Annotated in this window: 16 protein-coding genes; all 16 read left to right on the top strand. The window is 46.9% G+C overall.

All coding sequences use genetic code 11. The features are described from left to right. Positions 1-9: 9 nt before the first annotated feature. The 16 genes from AC3ITG_RS23010 (at position 10) to rpoD (ending at position 16199) form a co-directional block, all read left to right on the top strand. Positions 10-627 (top strand): hypothetical protein, encoded by a 618-nt coding sequence (locus AC3ITG_RS23010; protein WP_413372689.1) that lies wholly within the window; start codon positions 10-12, stop codon positions 625-627. 172 nt (positions 628-799) lie between these two features. Further along, a complete protein-coding gene (gene yqfC, locus AC3ITG_RS23005) occupies positions 800-1093 on the top strand; it encodes a sporulation protein YqfC (protein WP_024628472.1) in 294 nt (97 codons plus the stop codon). Continuing rightward, entirely contained in the window at positions 1090-2283 is a 1194-nt protein-coding gene (gene yqfD, locus AC3ITG_RS23000; RefSeq protein WP_489251450.1) for a sporulation protein YqfD, read from the top strand. Before yqfC ends, yqfD begins: the two co-directional genes overlap by 4 nt. 6 nt (positions 2284-2289) lie before the next feature. Further along, positions 2290-3261 (top strand): PhoH family protein, encoded by a 972-nt coding sequence (locus tag AC3ITG_RS22995; RefSeq protein ID WP_413372686.1) that lies wholly within the window; start codon positions 2290-2292, stop codon positions 3259-3261. Positions 3262-3276: 15 nt separating this feature from the next. Continuing rightward, positions 3277-5526 (top strand): HD family phosphohydrolase, encoded by a 2250-nt coding sequence (locus AC3ITG_RS22990; RefSeq protein ID WP_063567029.1) that lies wholly within the window; start codon positions 3277-3279, stop codon positions 5524-5526. 33 nt (positions 5527-5559) lie between these two features. After that, positions 5560-6057, top strand: a complete 498-nt coding sequence (gene ybeY / locus AC3ITG_RS22985) for an rRNA maturation RNase YbeY (protein WP_063567028.1) — start codon at positions 5560-5562, stop codon at positions 6055-6057. Next, a complete protein-coding gene (locus AC3ITG_RS22980; protein WP_285078129.1) occupies positions 6057-6428 on the top strand; it encodes a diacylglycerol kinase family protein in 372 nt (123 codons plus the stop codon). Before ybeY ends, AC3ITG_RS22980 begins: the two co-directional genes overlap by 1 nt. Before the next feature lie 272 nt (positions 6429-6700). Continuing rightward, on the top strand, positions 6701-7114 hold the full coding sequence (locus tag AC3ITG_RS22975) for a cytidine deaminase (RefSeq protein WP_090998102.1): 414 nt from the start codon (positions 6701-6703) through the stop codon (positions 7112-7114). A 41-nt stretch (positions 7115-7155) separates the two neighbouring features. Continuing rightward, positions 7156-8055 carry a GTPase Era gene (gene era / locus AC3ITG_RS22970; RefSeq protein WP_489251449.1) on the top strand — a complete coding sequence of 300 codons (900 nt, stop codon included), beginning with the start codon at positions 7156-7158 and terminating at the stop codon, positions 8053-8055. A gap of 104 nt (positions 8056-8159) precedes the next feature. Next, the gene (locus tag AC3ITG_RS22965; protein ID WP_079696207.1) at positions 8160-8300 is read left to right on the top strand and encodes a YqzL family protein; all 141 of its coding nucleotides are present in this window, start codon (positions 8160-8162) and stop codon (positions 8298-8300) included. 33 nt (positions 8301-8333) lie between these two features. Continuing rightward, positions 8334-9086, top strand: coding sequence for a DNA repair protein RecO (gene recO, locus AC3ITG_RS22960; RefSeq protein WP_489251448.1), 753 nt, complete (start codon positions 8334-8336; stop codon positions 9084-9086). Between the two features lie 410 nt (positions 9087-9496). Next, positions 9497-10384, top strand: coding sequence for a glycine--tRNA ligase subunit alpha (glyQ, locus tag AC3ITG_RS22955; RefSeq protein ID WP_024628463.1), 888 nt, complete (start codon positions 9497-9499; stop codon positions 10382-10384). Next, positions 10377-12452: a glycine--tRNA ligase subunit beta gene (gene glyS / locus AC3ITG_RS22950; RefSeq protein ID WP_489251447.1), complete on the top strand. Its 2076-nt coding sequence runs from the start codon at positions 10377-10379 to the stop codon at positions 12450-12452. The genes glyQ and glyS overlap by 8 nt, the downstream gene beginning before the upstream one ends. A gap of 228 nt (positions 12453-12680) precedes the next feature. Further along, entirely contained in the window at positions 12681-13148 is a 468-nt protein-coding gene (locus AC3ITG_RS22945) for a YaiI/YqxD family protein (protein WP_371129144.1), read from the top strand. A gap of 47 nt (positions 13149-13195) precedes the next feature. Further along, the gene (gene dnaG / locus AC3ITG_RS22940; protein ID WP_489251446.1) at positions 13196-15016 is read left to right on the top strand and encodes a DNA primase; all 1821 of its coding nucleotides are present in this window, start codon (positions 13196-13198) and stop codon (positions 15014-15016) included. Between the two features lie 43 nt (positions 15017-15059). Continuing rightward, positions 15060-16199, top strand: a complete 1140-nt coding sequence (rpoD, locus tag AC3ITG_RS22935; RefSeq protein WP_062835490.1) for an RNA polymerase sigma factor RpoD — start codon at positions 15060-15062, stop codon at positions 16197-16199. The last annotated feature ends 96 nt before the right edge of the window (positions 16200-16295 follow it).

The raw sequence follows: 16295 nt of genomic DNA, 5'->3' as shown, positions 1-16295 counted from the left end.
TGAGTGCATATGGGCCTATTTGAATGGATTTTTAACAATCTGTATATTGTAGCAGTCATCGCTTTTGCACTCTTTTCCTTCCTTGGAAAAGCAGCCAAGTCGGCTGATCCGAACAAAAAGCGTGCAAATAACGGGATGCCTACGTTTGGAGGGAGTGGTGATTCGGACCGGAATGATCGCTCGCGGGGAAATACCGCACCGCAGCAGTCATCGGGTCCTTCAGATCCCCGCTATGATGAGCAGTATGACGAAAGATACGATGAGCGGTATGATGACGATCAGTATGATGATCGATATGATCAAACCTATTCGCAGCCGGCAACGACATCTGCCCGTCCCGTGAATGACGACTTTGGAGGACAGGGTTCTCTGGGTGGAATGGCAAACTCGCTTGAAGAACAAATGAAAGTGATGGAGCAACGACAACGTGAAATTCGGGAGCGACTAGATCGTATTTCTACTGCAAATACACCGGTTGTGTCTGACTCCAGTTGGGATGAAGTTCCATCCAGTGAGTCTGGACCGTCCCAGCTTCGCCGGGAAGACATTCGTACTGGTGTGTTGTGGGCAGAAGTTCTCGGTTCTCCGCGCTCTAAACAACCCTTTGGAACACGAGGCAAACTATAACTTCATATTGTTTTAATAACTGAAAAGCCGTCTCTGGTGAGCATAATTCCAGACGATGGCTTTTTTCTGTCTCGGCCTCTTTTTATTTTCACATCTAACACGGTCCGTAGTTTTCATAATTTCAAGAATCTGCGCATAAGTTGAACTGTAGAGGAAGGGGGAAGACCTTCGAATGACCCGGATCAGCCGCAAGCTGCGCAGATGGACCAGTGAAGTTCTGGATCTGCCGCAGGACGTGCTTTACGATATGCCACGGTTAACCCTGATCGGCACAAAGCAATTGTATATAGAGAATCATCGTGGTGTCATTCATTTTACACCGGATCGCATCGTTCTTGCTCTCTCACAGGGTCAGCTGGAGATCAAAGGAACTGAACTGATGATTCGCAATATTTTGCCGGATGAAGTGGCTGTTGAAGGAACAATTCTGGATATTCATATGAATGGAGCGGAGGGGAACGGATGAAGCAGCCCAGTCTGTACAAACTGCGCGGAGCAGTCCGAATCACGGTCACTGGGGGGGATATTGAAGCATTAATCAATACGGTGGCAGAGCAGGGACTGGAAGTATGGGACCTGCGTGCCCATGACGGACGCAAGGCAGAGATGAATATTCTGCTACCGCATTTTTTCAGGCTGCGTCCTTTGCTGAAACGGACAGGCTGCCGGGTAAAGGTGACACACCGGAGTGGATTTCCTTTTTTTGCAGCCCGTTTGTTAAGAAGGAAGTTCTTTCTGGGTGGCATGCTGTTTTTTGTAGCAGCTCTGTTTGCGTTGTCATCGATGGTTTGGAATGTAGAAGTGAAAGGCAATGTGACGATTCCCACGGATGAGGTGCTCGCGGCAGCAAAGAAAGAAGGCATTTATCCCTTCCAGTGGGGATTTCGGCTGCAAAGCCAGGACAAGCTCTCCAGGCAGCTCGCGCTGGCTCTGCCAGATGTAACCTGGATTGGGGTGAGCAAAGAAGGGACAACCATCACCATCCAGGTTGTGGAGTCAGCACAGCCCAAGCGTGAACCACTGCTGAACCCGAGACATCTGGTCAGTAAAACAGACGCTGTAATCACTCAAATTTACGCGGAGCAGGGACGCCCTGTCGTGCAGAAGGACATGCGTGTCAAGAAGGGACAGGTACTGATATCCGGTATTTTGGGAGATGAAGAGAATACAAAGACCATTGTAGCCAAAGGGGAAGTGCGCGGACTGGTATGGCGTGAATATCAGGTCGAAGTTCCTCTTGTGCAGAAACATAATACGATGACTGGAGAGAGTAAGGAACGTTTTTACATTGTGCTGGGGAAATGGGCGGTACAACTCTGGGGATACGGGAATACGCCTTTCACCACATTTGATACCGAAAGTGATCATAAGCCTCTGACCTGGAGATCCTTCACACTTCCCATGGGATGGATGACAGAGAAAGATCTGGAAACTCGGGAACAAGAGGAGCAGCACACGATTGAATGGGCTAGAACGAAAGGATTGGAAGGAGCAAGAAACGATATTATCGCCAAAAACGGCAAAGGAACGAAAATTTTAAGTGAAAAAATTTTGCATGAGAAGAAAGAGAATGGTAAAGTTTATATGAAAGTATTATTTGAAGTGGAAGAAAGCATTGCGGAAGAACTTCCGTTAGTCCATAGTCAAGGAGAATGAGGCTATTTGTCAGAGCAAACACGCAGCATACGAATCTCCCTCCAAAGTGCGGGAGAGGGTCAATCTCTTTTTGGACCCCAAGATATTTTTCTGAAACTGATTGAATCCGAGATTCCTGCCCAGATCGCATCCCGTGAAGCGGAGATTGTGATCCATGGCAACATTCAGAATGTGGAATCGCTTGAACAATTATTTGATGTGTTGTTGCAATTGGTACGTAACGGATATGTGTTAACCGAAAGGGACGTTCAGTATGCCATTGAACTTGCAAAGGAACTGCGTGCAGACCAGCTTCTGGATCTGTTCAAAGGCGAGATTACAACGACGTACCGTGGTAAGCCGATCCGGGTTAAAACGATTGGACAGAAACACTATGTAACTACAATTAAAAAACGTGATGTTGTATTTGGTATCGGTCCCGCCGGTACAGGTAAAACGTATCTTGCTGTTGTCCTGGCTGTGGCAGCAATTAAGGAAGGAAGCGTCAAGCGGATCGTGCTCACAAGACCTGCTGTTGAAGCGGGAGAGAGTCTTGGTTTCTTGCCTGGTGATCTTCAGGAAAAAGTTGATCCTTATTTACGGCCGCTGTACGATGCTTTGTACGATGTTATGGGACAAGAGCAGACTGCGAAGGCACTGGAGCGCGGTTTGATCGAAATTGCACCTCTTGCCTATATGCGGGGACGTACACTGGATGATTCGTTTATTATCCTGGATGAAGCTCAGAATACGACACCGGAGCAGATGAAAATGTTTCTGACTCGTCTCGGTTTTGGTTCCAAAATGGTTATTACCGGTGACGTGACACAAATTGATTTACCGCGTGGCAAAAAGTCGGGGCTTGTGGAAGCAAATGCAATACTGGGCCAAGTGGAAGAGATTGGATTTGTCTATTTTGCCGAGCAAGACGTTGTACGGCACTCCCTCGTCCAGAAAATCATCGTCGCCTATAACCACGCCGCAGAAAATCAAGAATAGAAAGGGATTGTCTCGATGACCTCGAAGGAACTGTCAAAAGGCAAATCTTTTCAAAATAGAGCTACAGGATGGAAGTATAGCGTGTGGGCACGCTATCTTCTGTTTTTGTTTCTGGTGATCCTCTTCTACGTGAGTCTTGCTTCCAAGCTGCTCCCAGAGCGGTATGATATTCAGGAAGGCACACGAAGTGAAGTGAATATTGCTGCGCCCATGCAGATCCCGAATACCAAGGCTACACTGAAAGCACAAGAAGAAGCCGCTGAACGTGTACAGCCGATGTTTCAGATCGTGCAGATGCGGAACGAAAATCTGATGACGACTCTGCTTGATCGTATTGATCGACTTAATCAGGATGATCAGATTTCCAGTCAGGACAAGATTGATATCTATCGTGATGAAATACCACAGCGTCAGAAAGACTTTGTTTCCAATTTTATCAACAACAACCGGAAAGCGGGTACATACTCCGAAACTCTGTTGGAAGAGATCAGAAATGTGGTACAGGAGCAAAGCTACCGCATCCCGGAAGAGACATATATCAAAATTTCACGTCTGACTTCGGATGATATTCAGGAGATGAAGGCCGTTGCTCGGGATATCGTCTCCAGATTAATGACCGACCAGATTAGTGAGGCTACAACAGCTCGTGCCAAAGTGGCCGAGATGGTGAGTGTGAGCTCTCTAAGCAAGCGTACGCAGCGTGAAGTTGTACAGGAGCTTGCTCGTCTTGTAGTGACGTCGAACCGCTTCTACGATGAAGAGGGTACAAAAGAAGCTAAAGTACAGGCTCGTGAGAACACTCAAACGGTCTTTATCAAGCAAGGAGATACGCTTGTTGCGAAGGGTGAGATGATCACCCCGGAGATGTACACTCTTCTGGGCGAGAACGATTTGCTGAAAAACGAAGTGAACTACTGGCCTCAGCTTGGACTGCTTATGCTGTCCTGTCTGTTGTCTGCAGCGATTCTCATGTATATTCAGCAATTCAGCGGAACGCATTTCAAATATAACAATGCTCAGCTGCTGATGCTTGTTCTCATATTTATTATTACGATTGTGGTTATGCATGTTACTGCGATACTCCAGACCAGTGAGAATTCATACGTAGGCTTTCTTGCCCCTGTTGCCGTAGGAGCAATGTTAATTGCGTTGCTGCTGGATACATCGCTTGCCTTTGTCTGCTCGATTATTATCGGCATGCTGTCGAGCATTATTTTGAATACGCATCAGGGTCAGATTTTTGACTTTGAACTTGGATTCTTCGCGGTGTTGGTATCGTTTGTTGCGATCTTCGCCACCCATCGGGCAAGTCAGCGGTCTACGATCCTGAAAGGCGCCATTATGGTCTGTCTGTTTGGATCGATCGCAGTCTTCACACTGGCTCTGATTGACTCAAGTGACTGGAACCGGACGACAACGCTGTATGGCATTGGATTTGCGTTTGCTGGAGGCGTACTGACCGCCATATTGGTCATTGGGCTGATGCCGTTTTTCGAAACCTCATTTGGCATCTTGTCTGCGTTGAAACTGGTTGAATTGTCTAATCCCAATCATCCGCTATTGCGCAAACTGCTAACAGAGACACCAGGCACGTATCACCACAGTGTGATGGTAGGAAACCTGTCAGAAGCCGCCGCGGAGGCGATCGGTGCCAACGGGTTGTTATGTCGGGTCGGCTCGTATTACCATGATATTGGCAAGACCAAGAGACCGATTTATTTTATTGAAAATCAAAACAATATGGAAAACCCGCATGATTCGATTGATCCAAAGCTGAGCAAGTCCATTATCGTTGCTCACGCACGGGATGGTGTGGAAATGCAGAAGGACTACAAGCTGCCGAGGCCGATTCGGGACATTGCTGAGCAGCATCATGGAACAACCTTCCTGCATTACTTCTATCACAAAGCACTGCGTCAGGCTGAGGAAGCAGGAGTGGAACCTGATTTCACGGAAGATGATTTCCGTTATCCGGGTCCCAAGGCTCAGTCCAAAGAGTCTGCGATTGTTGGCATTGCTGACAGCGTGGAAGCTGCGGTCCGTTCCTTGCGGAAGCCTACTGTGGAACAAGTGGAGTCCATGATCGAAAAAATTATTAAAGGTCGGCTGGACGATCATCAGTTTAACGACTGTGATCTGACGATGCGGGAACTGGATATCGTCGCCAAGACCCTTAAGGAAACCGTCATGGGCATATTCCACTCCAGGATCGAATATCCGGAAGAAATGAAGAAACCGAAGCCAACCTCGCCTGAAGCGGGTTGATTCGCTAATATGACAAGACAGGAGTATGGAAGAATGAGTCTTAACCTAGCATGGAATAATGAACAACAGGATAAAGAAATCACCGAACCGATGATCGCAATGCTGGAGCAGCTGCTGAACCTTGCAGGGGAAGCAGAGGGCGTTGCGGACGGGGAAGTGGCCCTGACTTTTGTAGATGATGAGCAGATTCATGAGCTGAACCGTGACTATCGCGGCATTGATCGTCCAACAGATGTACTATCGTTTGCGATGAATGAGACTGTGGATGAAGAACTGGATATCATCTACGAACTGGATGAAGATGAAGAAATGGAAGAAATGCCGGATGTTCTGGGGGATATTATTATTTCTGTTCCACGGACGATTCTGCAGAGTGAAGAATATGGGCATTCATTTGAACGTGAGCTCGGGTTCCTGTTTGTTCATGGCTTCTTGCACCTGCTTGGTTATGATCATCAGGATGAAGCCAGCGAAGCCGAAATGATGGGCAAACAGGAAGCAGTACTCGCCCAAGCCGGGTTGACACGATAATGAAAAGGCGCTCCTGGGGGATGGTATTCCGCAATGCTGCGGAAGGAATCGTATACGGGCTGCGGACTCAGCGGAATGTAAGAGTTCATACAGGAGTCGCCATTTTGATGTGTGCAGCCGGCTTTTTTTTCGGGATTTCCAGAACGGACTGGATGTTTGTACTGACAGCCGTCTTTCTGGTTCTTGTGACGGAGCTGATGAATACAGCAGTGGAAGCTGCGGTAGATCTCGCGCATCCGCATATACATCCGCTGGCAAAAGCGGCGAAGGACACCGCGGCCGGTGCAGTTTTGCTGGCTGCGGTGTTCGCCGTCATCATCGGGTGTATCGTTTTCATTAAGCCGGTGATGAGCTGGCTGGGTTTGTTCTGATTTTAATATTACACACTAATTGTAAAGTTGGACTCATTTTTAAGTTGAACTTCTGGTTTGCACAATAACGGAGATGTCAGAAATAACCTGTAGAAGCGAAGCGTTCGCCTTTATCACCGGATTTTCACTTTGGAAAAGGGAATTAATAAAATCCGGGGATAACAGCGATCGTAAGGTTGTTCTGACAGCGGAGAGGCCAGTGCAAATATTTTTAAGTTGAACTTAACTCATTGAGTGCAACTTTATAGTACACCCTAAGGGAGAGATTAATTATGGATAATGGTTTGTTGATGCAAGAAGCAATTAAGGCACGTACGAAAGCGTATACCCCTTATTCTCATTTTGGTGTAGGTGCAGCTTTGCTTGACAGTGAGGGACATGTGCATCATGGTTGTAATATTGAGAATGCTGCTTATACGCCAGGTAACTGTGCTGAGCGTACAGCCATGTTCAGTGCGATTGCAGGAGGTAAGCAACCACGCAGTTTCAAAGCCATTGCCATTGTAGGAGATACAGACGGCCCGATTGCTCCATGCGGCGTATGTCGTCAAGTGATGTATGAACTGTGTGAACCAGATATGAAAGTTATTCTGGGTAACATGAAAGGTGATCTGCAGGAGACTACAGTTGCCGAACTATTGCCATGGGCTTTTGGACCATCTGATCTGAACTCTGCTAAAAAGTAAAAACCAATACATTCCAGGCCTAGGCGCCTGAGGAGGAACATATGAAAAAACAAGCATTCAAATCCGGCTTTGTAGCCATTATCGGACGTCCCAATGTAGGTAAATCCACACTGATGAACCAAGTCATTGGACAGAAGATTGCAATCATGTCGGACAAGCCACAAACGACGCGTAATAAGATTCATGGTGTATATACATCCGAACATCAGCAAATCGTTTTCCTTGACACGCCGGGTATTCACAAACGTCAATCCAAGCTGGGCGATTACATGAACCAGACCGCTTTGAACACGCTCGGAGAAGTCGAAGCTGCTCTGTTCCTGATCGATGCTTCTGAAGGCATGGGCGGTGGTGACCGTTATATTGCTGAGCAGTTGAAAAATATTCGCACGCCTGTCATTCTTGTTATGAACAAAATTGATAAAATTGAGCCGGAAACTCTGCTGCCACTCATTGAAGAATATCGCAAGCTGCACAATTTTGCCGAGATCGTCCCGGTATCAGCCAAGCTCGGTAGTAATGTCAGCACATTGCTGGAGCAGCTCGGCAAGTATTTGCCAGAAGGTCCACAGTACTATCCGGAAGACCAGGTTACAGACCATCCGGAGCAATTCGTTTGTGCTGAGTTGATTCGGGAGAAAATTTTGCAAATGACGCGTGAAGAAGTGCCTCACTCCATTGCGGTAACGATTGAGGATATGAAAGTACAGGACAACGGCGTCGTTTATATTTCTGCCGTCATTTTTGTGGAGCGTGATTCGCAAAAAGGGATCATTATCGGTAAACAGGGTGCCTTGCTTAAAGAAGTGGGGAAACGTGCCCGCCATGATATTCAAAACCTGTTAGGTTCCAAAATCTTCATGGATCTGTGGGTTAAAGTGAAAAAAGACTGGAGAAATCAGGATCGAGTTCTGCGTGACCTTGGCTTTGGCCGCGACTAATCGTCGGAATTGTATCCAATAATTGCAACACATAGTTTACCTTGCAAGACTCCATCCTATCTGGTAGAAGCAGACGTCATTTCCGAAGAGAGGATGAAATTCCGATGCGAGATTTTTCGTGGAAGGTTTTTGCGATGACGGGGGATGTGGAATCCTATCTGTTGTATGCCGAGGCATGTAGCTCGGTGGGACAGGAGTCGGAACCTGCAAGGGAAGTGATTGAAGATGAAGAAGCCGAAGGTTAATTGGCTAATTCGGGAATGGTTAGGTGACGAGGCATGCTATACAGGGTGGAAGGGATTGTCATCCGCAGCATGGACTACGGCGAGGGGAACAAAATCATTACGCTTTGCACCGAAAGCGGCGGGAAAGTAGGGGTACTCGTCCGCGGTGCCAAAAAGCCCAAAAGCCGACATGCTGCACTGGTGCAGCCATTTACGTACGGTCAATATGTATATTTTCGTAACACCGGTCTGGGAACCCTAAACGCAGGTGAGATCATCGAATCTTATCATGAGCTGCGTGAAGATCTGATTAAGGCCTCCTATGCATCTTATGCTTGTGAACTGTTGGATCGTGTGTTGCAGGATGAAGAGACAGGTACGTTCTGGTTCAAACAGTTGAAAGCCTGTCTTCAGGCGTTGAAGGAAGAGAAAGATCCGGTCGTCATCACAAGCCTGTATGAAATGAAAATATTACAGGCAGCCGGGTACGGACCTCAGCTTGATGATTGCATTTCTTGTGGTCACGAGCGTCCGGATGAACAATTATTTGTTAGTCCAAGGCTTGGAGGCGTCCTGTGCCGTGCTTGCAAACACTTTGATCCTCCGGCGATGTCCGTGAGTCCGAAGGCGTTGAAACTCTTACGTCTGTTTACACAGCTTGATCTGCAAAGGCTTGGTAATATATCAGTGAGTGAAGGTACCCGCGATGAGATCAAAAAGATTATGCGGGCCTTTATGGATCATCAGCTTGGCTTGAATCTAAAATCCCGTTCTTTTCTTGATCAAATGGAAAAGTACGGGATTTGAGTCGTCTTAATGTGAAATAAGGAATATATCTTGACTTCGTACTTATTTTTATATATTATGAACTATAATTTCTCTTTTGGAGACATGCATTGAACGAGAAAGTAGGAGACTTGATTTATTACATTCAGGAGCAGAAGAGGTCGGTTGACCTTACTAATCTTGTGTGAGCGAGCCGGGGATGGTGGGAGCCGGGTTGAATCGGTCTGTGAAATGGCACTCGGGAGCATGAATGACACGGAAAAGTGGGCTTGAATGAACAGGATTTCCTGTTTATATCTAAGCCAAGTAGGGTGGAACCGCGGGAATAGCTCTCGTCCCTATGTCTGTATAACAGGCGTAGGACGAGGGCTATTTATTGTCTGTACCGTTCTAGGCTTGTTCATCACAAACCATCGAAAAGGAGCATGATTATGAATTTTCAGCAGATGATCCTCACGCTGCAACAATTCTGGGCCGAGCACAACTGTATTATTGTTCAACCATATGATACGGAAAAAGGGGCAGGAACGATGAACCCGATGACCTTTTTGCGCTCGCTTGGACCCGAGCCTTGGAAAGTAGCTTATGTAGAGCCTTCCCGCCGTCCTTCGGATGGTCGTTATGGAGAAAATCCAAACCGTCTCTATCAGCATCATCAATTCCAGGTTATTATCAAGCCTTCTCCGGACAATATTCAGGAGATTTACCTGGAGAGTTTGAAACAGTTGGGTATTGATCCGCTCAAACACGATATTCGGTTTGTTGAAGACAACTGGGAGAACCCTTCCCTCGGCTGTGCTGGTCTTGGCTGGGAAGTATGGCTGGACGGTATGGAAATCACCCAATTTACGTATTTCCAACAAGTTGGTGGGATCGAGACGAATCCGGTAGCGGTTGAAATTACGTATGGCATGGAGCGCCTTGCTTCATACATCCAGGAAAAAGAAAATGTGTTTGAGCTTGAATGGGTCGACGGCATTACATACGGCGATGTGTTCCGTCAGCCTGAATTCGAACACTCCAAATATACGTTTGAAGTATCTGATGTCAAAATGCTGTTTACGCTCTTCAACATGCATGAAGAGGAAGCGAACAAGGCGATGGCACAGAATTTGGTTTTTCCTGCATATGACTATGTGTTGAAATGTTCCCATACGTTCAACCTGTTGGATGCGCGCGGAGCAATCAGTGTAACGGAGCGTACCGGGTACATCACCCGTGTCCGTAATCTGGCTCGTCAAGTGGCTGCAACATATGTGGAAGAGCGTGAGAAGCTCGGCTTCCCGCTGATCAAGAAAGGGGGAGCTGAGCATGTCTAAGGATCTGTTGTTTGAAATTGGTCTGGAAGAAGTGCCTGCACGCTTCATGCGAGCAGCAATTGAACAGCTGCAGGATCGTGTCGTGAAATGGCTGGATGCATCCCGCATTGCTTATGGTGAAGTGAATGCCTATGCCACACCGCGCCGATTGGCTGTTTTGATCAAGGATGTTGCTGAGAAACAGGAGGACGTGGAGGAAGAGGTAAAAGGACCATCCCGTAAAATAGCACTGGACGACAGTGGTAACTGGAGTAAAGCTGCTCTGGGATTTGCCCGTAGTCAGGGTGTTGAACCGGATCAGTTCACATTCAAGGAACTGAGCGGCGTGGAATATATCTACGCGACCAAGAGCAGCAAAGGCGTGGAAACGTCCTCTGTAATCGGTCAGGGTTTGCTTGCCATACTGCATGCCATGACGTTCCCGAAATTTATGCGTTGGGCCTCGTATGATTTCAAATTTGTACGTCCGATTCGCTGGATTGTTGCTCTGCTGGGCAGCGATGTTATTGAGTTGGAAGTTGCAGGAGTAAAATCTGGCAATGTAACACGTGGACATCGTTTCCTCGGAAAAGAGGCGGTCATTTCGGATCCTGCTTCGTATGTGGAAGTGCTTCGTTCCGAGCACGTCATTGCGGATATCAAAGAACGTGAGCAGATTATTGTATCCCAGATCCAGGCACTGGCTGCCGAGAAGAAATGGGATATTGCGATCAAGGAAGATTTGCTGGAAGAGGTCTTGTTCCTGGTTGAGACACCTACGGTGCTGTTCGGAACATTCGAATCTTCATTTTTGAATATTCCACAAGAGGTACTGATTACTTCGATGCGCGAGCACCAACGTTATTTCCCGGTGCTTGATAATGATGGACAATTGTTGCCATACTTCGTTACGGTTCGTAACGGCGGCAGCGATTCACTGGATGTCATTGCGAAAGGAAACGAAAAGGTACTTCGTGCACGTCTGTCTGATGCTAAGTTCTTCTACGAAGAAGACCAGAAGCTGGAGATTAAGGATGCATTATCGAAACTGGAAAGTATCGTCTTCCAGGAAGAGCTGGGAACGGTTGGAGATAAAGTTCGCCGTATTCGCAAAATTGCGGATGGTCTGGCCAGCAAGCTGCAAGTACCAGCTGATGTAGCCGAAGCGGTGAGTCGTTCTGCGGATATCTGCAAATTCGACCTTGTTACACTTATGGTGGGAGAATTCCCTGAACTGCAAGGTGTGATGGGTGAAGATTATGCCCGTAAAGCTGGTGAAAAAGAAGAAGTGGCCAAAGCGGTATTTGAGCATTATCTGCCACGCTTCGCTGGGGATCAATCTCCTGCTTCACTCGTTGGTGCCATTGTGAGTGCTGCGGATAAAATGGATACGATTGTAGGCTGCTTCTCGATCAATATCATTCCAACAGGATCTCAAGATCCGTACGCGCTGCGCCGTCAGGCAGCAGGTATCGTACAAATTTTGCTGGATCACAATCTTCCGTTGACATTGTCCGATGTGTTCGGAGTTGCACTTCAAGTGCATGCTCAGATGAACCTGTTGAAACGTGCGGATGAAGAGGTTCGTAAAGATTTGCAGGACTTCTTTGGTCTTCGTGTGAAGAAACTGTTGTCGGAAACGGTTCGTTATGATGTTGTGGACGCAGTGATTTCTTCCGGATTTGATGATATCAGCGCGGTAGTCCCAAAAGGTGAGGCACTTATGGCAGCTGTCCAAACGGGAGGTGCCTTCAAAACAACTGTGGAATCCTTCAACCGTGTAGGTAATCTGGCTGCCAAAGCATCCAATGCTTCGGTACATTCAGAGCTTTTCACAGAAGAAGGAGAGCGTCAGCTGCATGAGGCATGGAGCAAGACCAATGAAGAATATCGTCAGGTATTGTCTCAGCATGCTGCTGCTGAAGCGCTCGCGATTGCATCGGCTTGGAAGGAAGCTATCACCGTGTTCTTCGATTCGGTTATGGTTATGGCTGAAGACGAAGCTGTGCGGGCGAATCGTCTGGCCCTGCTTGCAGCCATTGACCGTGATCTGAAAGCTTTTGCTGATTTCTCCAAACTGGTCTGGTAGTTGGGTCCGTTTTTGCTCCGGGAGGACAGTTCTGCGGCAAAGCATAAATTCAGTATTAAAGAAGGATATATGAGGGTATAAATATACGGAACGGATTGTGAAAAATTTATATTTACAGCCGTTCCGTATTTTAGCCTTTGATTTCCATAGACCGGTCAGAAGGATTTTGACTGGCTGGGGTCGTATATTACAATAAGCAGCTATTTTATGAAACCGGGTGGTCTGGGTTTGAGTGAGTTGAATGTACGCCACATTGTTGTGGATGGTGATGCTTGCCCGGTCAAGGCTGAGATCGCAGAAACAGCTCTCCGATTCAAAGTTCCTGTATTGATGGTTTCTTCTTTTGATCATTTTCTTCAGGGCGGAGAAGGAGTGCGTACCGTTCAAGTAGATCGAAGTGATCAGAGTGCAGACCTGTACATTGCCAATCACATCAAGCCATACGATGTGGTCATTACACAGGATTATGGACTGGCGGCGCTCGCACTTGGCAAACGTTGTTATGTTTTATCATTTCGTGGTCGTGAGTTTAATGATCGTGACATTGATTTCATGCTGGATTCCCGTCATACTGCGGCTAAAGCACGAAAAAGAGGGCATTATGGAAAAGGCCCAAAGCCTTTCACAGAGCAGGATCGGGAAATTTTTCAACATAAACTGACAAAACTTTTGAAAGATTTGCAGGAGAATGTGTAAGTTTATCGAATAATATTTACGTGTTAAAGAGATGAAGGTGGACCAAGATGAGTACCGGACAAGGCGGTATACCCGAAAGCATTATTGAATCGGTGTTACAGCAGCATGATATCGTCGATACGGTGAGCCGATTTGTACATCTGACCAAACAGGGGAAATATATGAAAGGCCTCTGTCCTTTTCATTCTGAGAAGACGCCTTCGTTTACAGTTACGCCTGAGAAACAAATTTTCTATTGCTACGGTTGCGGCACGGGTGGAAATGCCATCAAATTCAGGATGGAAATCGAAGGGTTATCCTTTCCCGAGGCTGTCAAGACGATGGCAGAAGAAAGCCACATTTCAATGGGGGACTGGCAAGGGCGTGAATCGGCTCATGTTAATCCAGAGACTGAACGTTTATTGGAAGCATATGAGCTTACCGCGAAGCTGTATCATTTCTTATTGAAAAATACAGAGCACGGTAAAGTGGCTATGGAATATTTACGCTCACGGGGGTTTAGCGACAAACTCATTGACCAATTCCAGATTGGTTATGCGCCTAATCGCTGGGATACCTTGGTACAATTTCTGGAAAAGCGCGAATTTCCGCTTGAAGAGATGGAAAAGGGTGGTTTACTGTCACCGCGAAACGAAGGTCAGGGGTATGTGGACCGTTTTCGAGACAGGATCATGTTTCCTATTAATGGTAGGAGCGGAAAGCCGATTGCATTTGCAGGTCGCATTTTGGGAGACGGGCAACCGAAGTACCTAAATTCACCGGAAACCCGGTTATTTAACAAAAGCCGCGTTCTCTACAATCTGCATCATGCCAAAAATGCAATTCGCAAACAAAGGCAGGCCATATTGTTCGAAGGGTATGGCGATGTTATCTCCGCTTGGGATCAGGATATCCAGAATGGTGTAGCGGCAATGGGTACCGCGCTCACTGAAAACCAGGCACTAATGCTTAAAGGCATGTGTGATGAAGTCATTGTATGTTATGACGGTGATCGAGCTGGACAGGCTGCGGCGCTCAAAAACTTTCCTATACTCGAGGAAGCTGGGTTGCAGGTCAAAATTGCTCTGATTCCGGATGGACTCGACCCGGATGATTTTATCCGCAAGCATGGTGGCGAACGGTTCCGAAACCAGATTGTGGACGGCGCCGTAACGACTACAAAATTTAAGCTTATAAACCTAAAAAAAAACCATATACTGCTAGAAGGCGGCGGACAAATCGCTTACTCCAAGGAAGCGGTGAAACTTATTGCTCCATTGTCTTCTCCTACAGAACGGGAAGTATATCTTCGGGAACTAGCTGCGGAAGTGGACGTATCATATGAAACACTGAAGCAGGAGTGTAATGAAGAACGGGAGGCCATGAAAAATAACCTCCAGTATGGGGATAATAACCCGAAAAGGTGGAATAATGGTAGGCAACAAAATAGGCAGGTGCCTACACCCAATCTGTTGCCGGCTTATCACGCTGCTGAACGCAAGCTGCTTGCCTGGATGCTCCAAGATGATGAGGCTGCCCAGTACGTGAATGAGCATCTTGGTGAAGCTTTTAACTTGGATGATCATGCAGCTATTGCTGCTTATCTATATGCCTATTATGCGCAAGGCAAACCGTCGGATACAAGCCGTTTTATGTCTTCACTTCATGACGACCGACTGGAAAAGACGGTCAGTTCAATCTCAATGATGGATGGTCCAGGTGAATGGAGTATTCAAGCACTTGATGATTGCATCAGGGAAGTGCTGAAGTATCCGCGTAAGAAAGAGTACGATCTGAAAAAAGAAGAAATGATTGCTGCAGAGCGGGCAGGTGATTCTGTACGCGCGGCACAAATTGTACTTGAAATGATTGCCCTAGAGAGACAGTGAACATCTGAATGTTGGATGTTTCTAGGGAGGAGGGAGTCGAGTTATGGCGAATGATCAGCATACTGAACTAGAAACAGAATTGACGCTGGATCAGGTTAAAGATCAATTGATTGAATCAGGTAAGAAAAGAGCTTCGTTGAACTACAAGGAAATTATAGAAAAACTCTCCCCATTTGAGCAAGACGCAGAGCAGATGGATGAGTTCTATGAACAACTGAGTGACCTAGGTATTGATGTTGTGAACGAAAATGATGAAGAGGTAACCCTTCGCCCTAGTGAAGATTCCGAGAACAACACCAGAGAGGGAGAAGATGAATTCCACTTTGATGATGATCTGAGCCTTCCACCAGGAATCAAAATCAACGACCCTGTTCGGATGTATCTCAAAGAAATCGGTCGTGTACCTTTGTTGTCTGCAGATGACGAAGTACAACTGGCTAAACGGATTGAAAACGGGGATGAGGAAGCGAAACGTCGTTTGGCTGAAGCTAACCTTCGTCTCGTGGTAAGTATCGCCAAGCGTTATGTTGGACGTGGAATGTTGTTCCTGGATCTGATTCAGGAGGGTAACATGGGTCTGATCAAAGCGGTTGAAAAATTCGACCACAAAAAGGGTTATAAATTCAGTACGTATGCGACATGGTGGATTCGCCAAGCGATCACCCGTGCGATTGCGGACCAGGCGCGTACTATTCGTATCCCTGTGCACATGGTGGAGACGATTAATAAGCTGATCCGGGTATCCCGTCAGCTGTTGCAGGAACTTGGGCGTGAACCGACACCGGAAGAAATCGCTGCCGAGATGGACCTGAGTGTGGAGAAAGTTCGTGAGATTACGAAGATTGCTCAGGAACCGGTTTCCTTGGAAACACCGATTGGTGAAGAAGATGATTCCCATCTGGGTGATTTCATCGAGGATCAGGAAGCATTGGCTCCGGCGGATGCTGCTGCTTATGAGTTGCTGAAAGAACAGCTCGAAGATGTCCTGGATACATTGACTGAGCGTGAAGAGAACGTGCTTCGTCTGCGTTTCGGTCTGGACGATGGACGTACTAGAACGCTGGAAGAAGTGGGCAAGGTATTTGGTGTTACGCGTGAGCGTATTCGTCAAATTGAAGCCAAGGCTCTTCGTAAATTGCGTCACCCTAGCCGCAGTAAGCGGCTTAAAGATTTCCTCGAATAACATCACTATGGGAGACTTTCCGCAAGACGCTTAAGCGGCGGCGGGGTCTCCTTTATTTTTAAATTGAATATCTAAATTTCTTGGTTTTGGTAAATC

It is taken from the genome of Paenibacillus sp. GL_099_B, assembly GCF_057835695.1.
Note: the sequence above shows the minus strand (reverse complement) of the source record. Positions and strands in the feature narration are given on the sequence as shown.

Bases quoted from the DNA above. Each gene is read 5' to 3' on its own strand.
- ybeY (WP_063567028.1), top strand. From the start codon at position 5,560: ATGAGTCTTAACCTAGCATGGAATAATGAACAACAGGATAAAGAAATC.
- recO (WP_489251448.1), top strand. From the start codon at position 8,334: ATGCTATACAGGGTGGAAGGGATTGTCATCCGCAGCATGGACTACGGC.
- yqfC (WP_024628472.1), top strand. From the start codon at position 800: ATGACCCGGATCAGCCGCAAGCTGCGCAGATGGACCAGTGAAGTTCTG.
- yqfD (WP_489251450.1), top strand. From the start codon at position 1,090: ATGAAGCAGCCCAGTCTGTACAAACTGCGCGGAGCAGTCCGAATCACG.
- AC3ITG_RS22975 (WP_090998102.1), top strand. From the start codon at position 6,701: ATGGATAATGGTTTGTTGATGCAAGAAGCAATTAAGGCACGTACGAAA.
- dnaG (WP_489251446.1), top strand. From the start codon at position 13,196: ATGAGTACCGGACAAGGCGGTATACCCGAAAGCATTATTGAATCGGTG.
- glyQ (WP_024628463.1), top strand. From the start codon at position 9,497: ATGAATTTTCAGCAGATGATCCTCACGCTGCAACAATTCTGGGCCGAG.
- rpoD (WP_062835490.1), top strand. From the start codon at position 15,060: ATGGCGAATGATCAGCATACTGAACTAGAAACAGAATTGACGCTGGAT.
- AC3ITG_RS22980 (WP_285078129.1), top strand. From the start codon at position 6,057: ATGAAAAGGCGCTCCTGGGGGATGGTATTCCGCAATGCTGCGGAAGGA.
- era (WP_489251449.1), top strand. From the start codon at position 7,156: ATGAAAAAACAAGCATTCAAATCCGGCTTTGTAGCCATTATCGGACGT.
- AC3ITG_RS22965 (WP_079696207.1), top strand. From the start codon at position 8,160: ATGCGAGATTTTTCGTGGAAGGTTTTTGCGATGACGGGGGATGTGGAA.
- AC3ITG_RS22990 (WP_063567029.1), top strand. From the start codon at position 3,277: ATGACCTCGAAGGAACTGTCAAAAGGCAAATCTTTTCAAAATAGAGCT.
- glyS (WP_489251447.1), top strand. From the start codon at position 10,377: ATGTCTAAGGATCTGTTGTTTGAAATTGGTCTGGAAGAAGTGCCTGCA.
- AC3ITG_RS23010 (WP_413372689.1), top strand. From the start codon at position 10: ATGGGCCTATTTGAATGGATTTTTAACAATCTGTATATTGTAGCAGTC.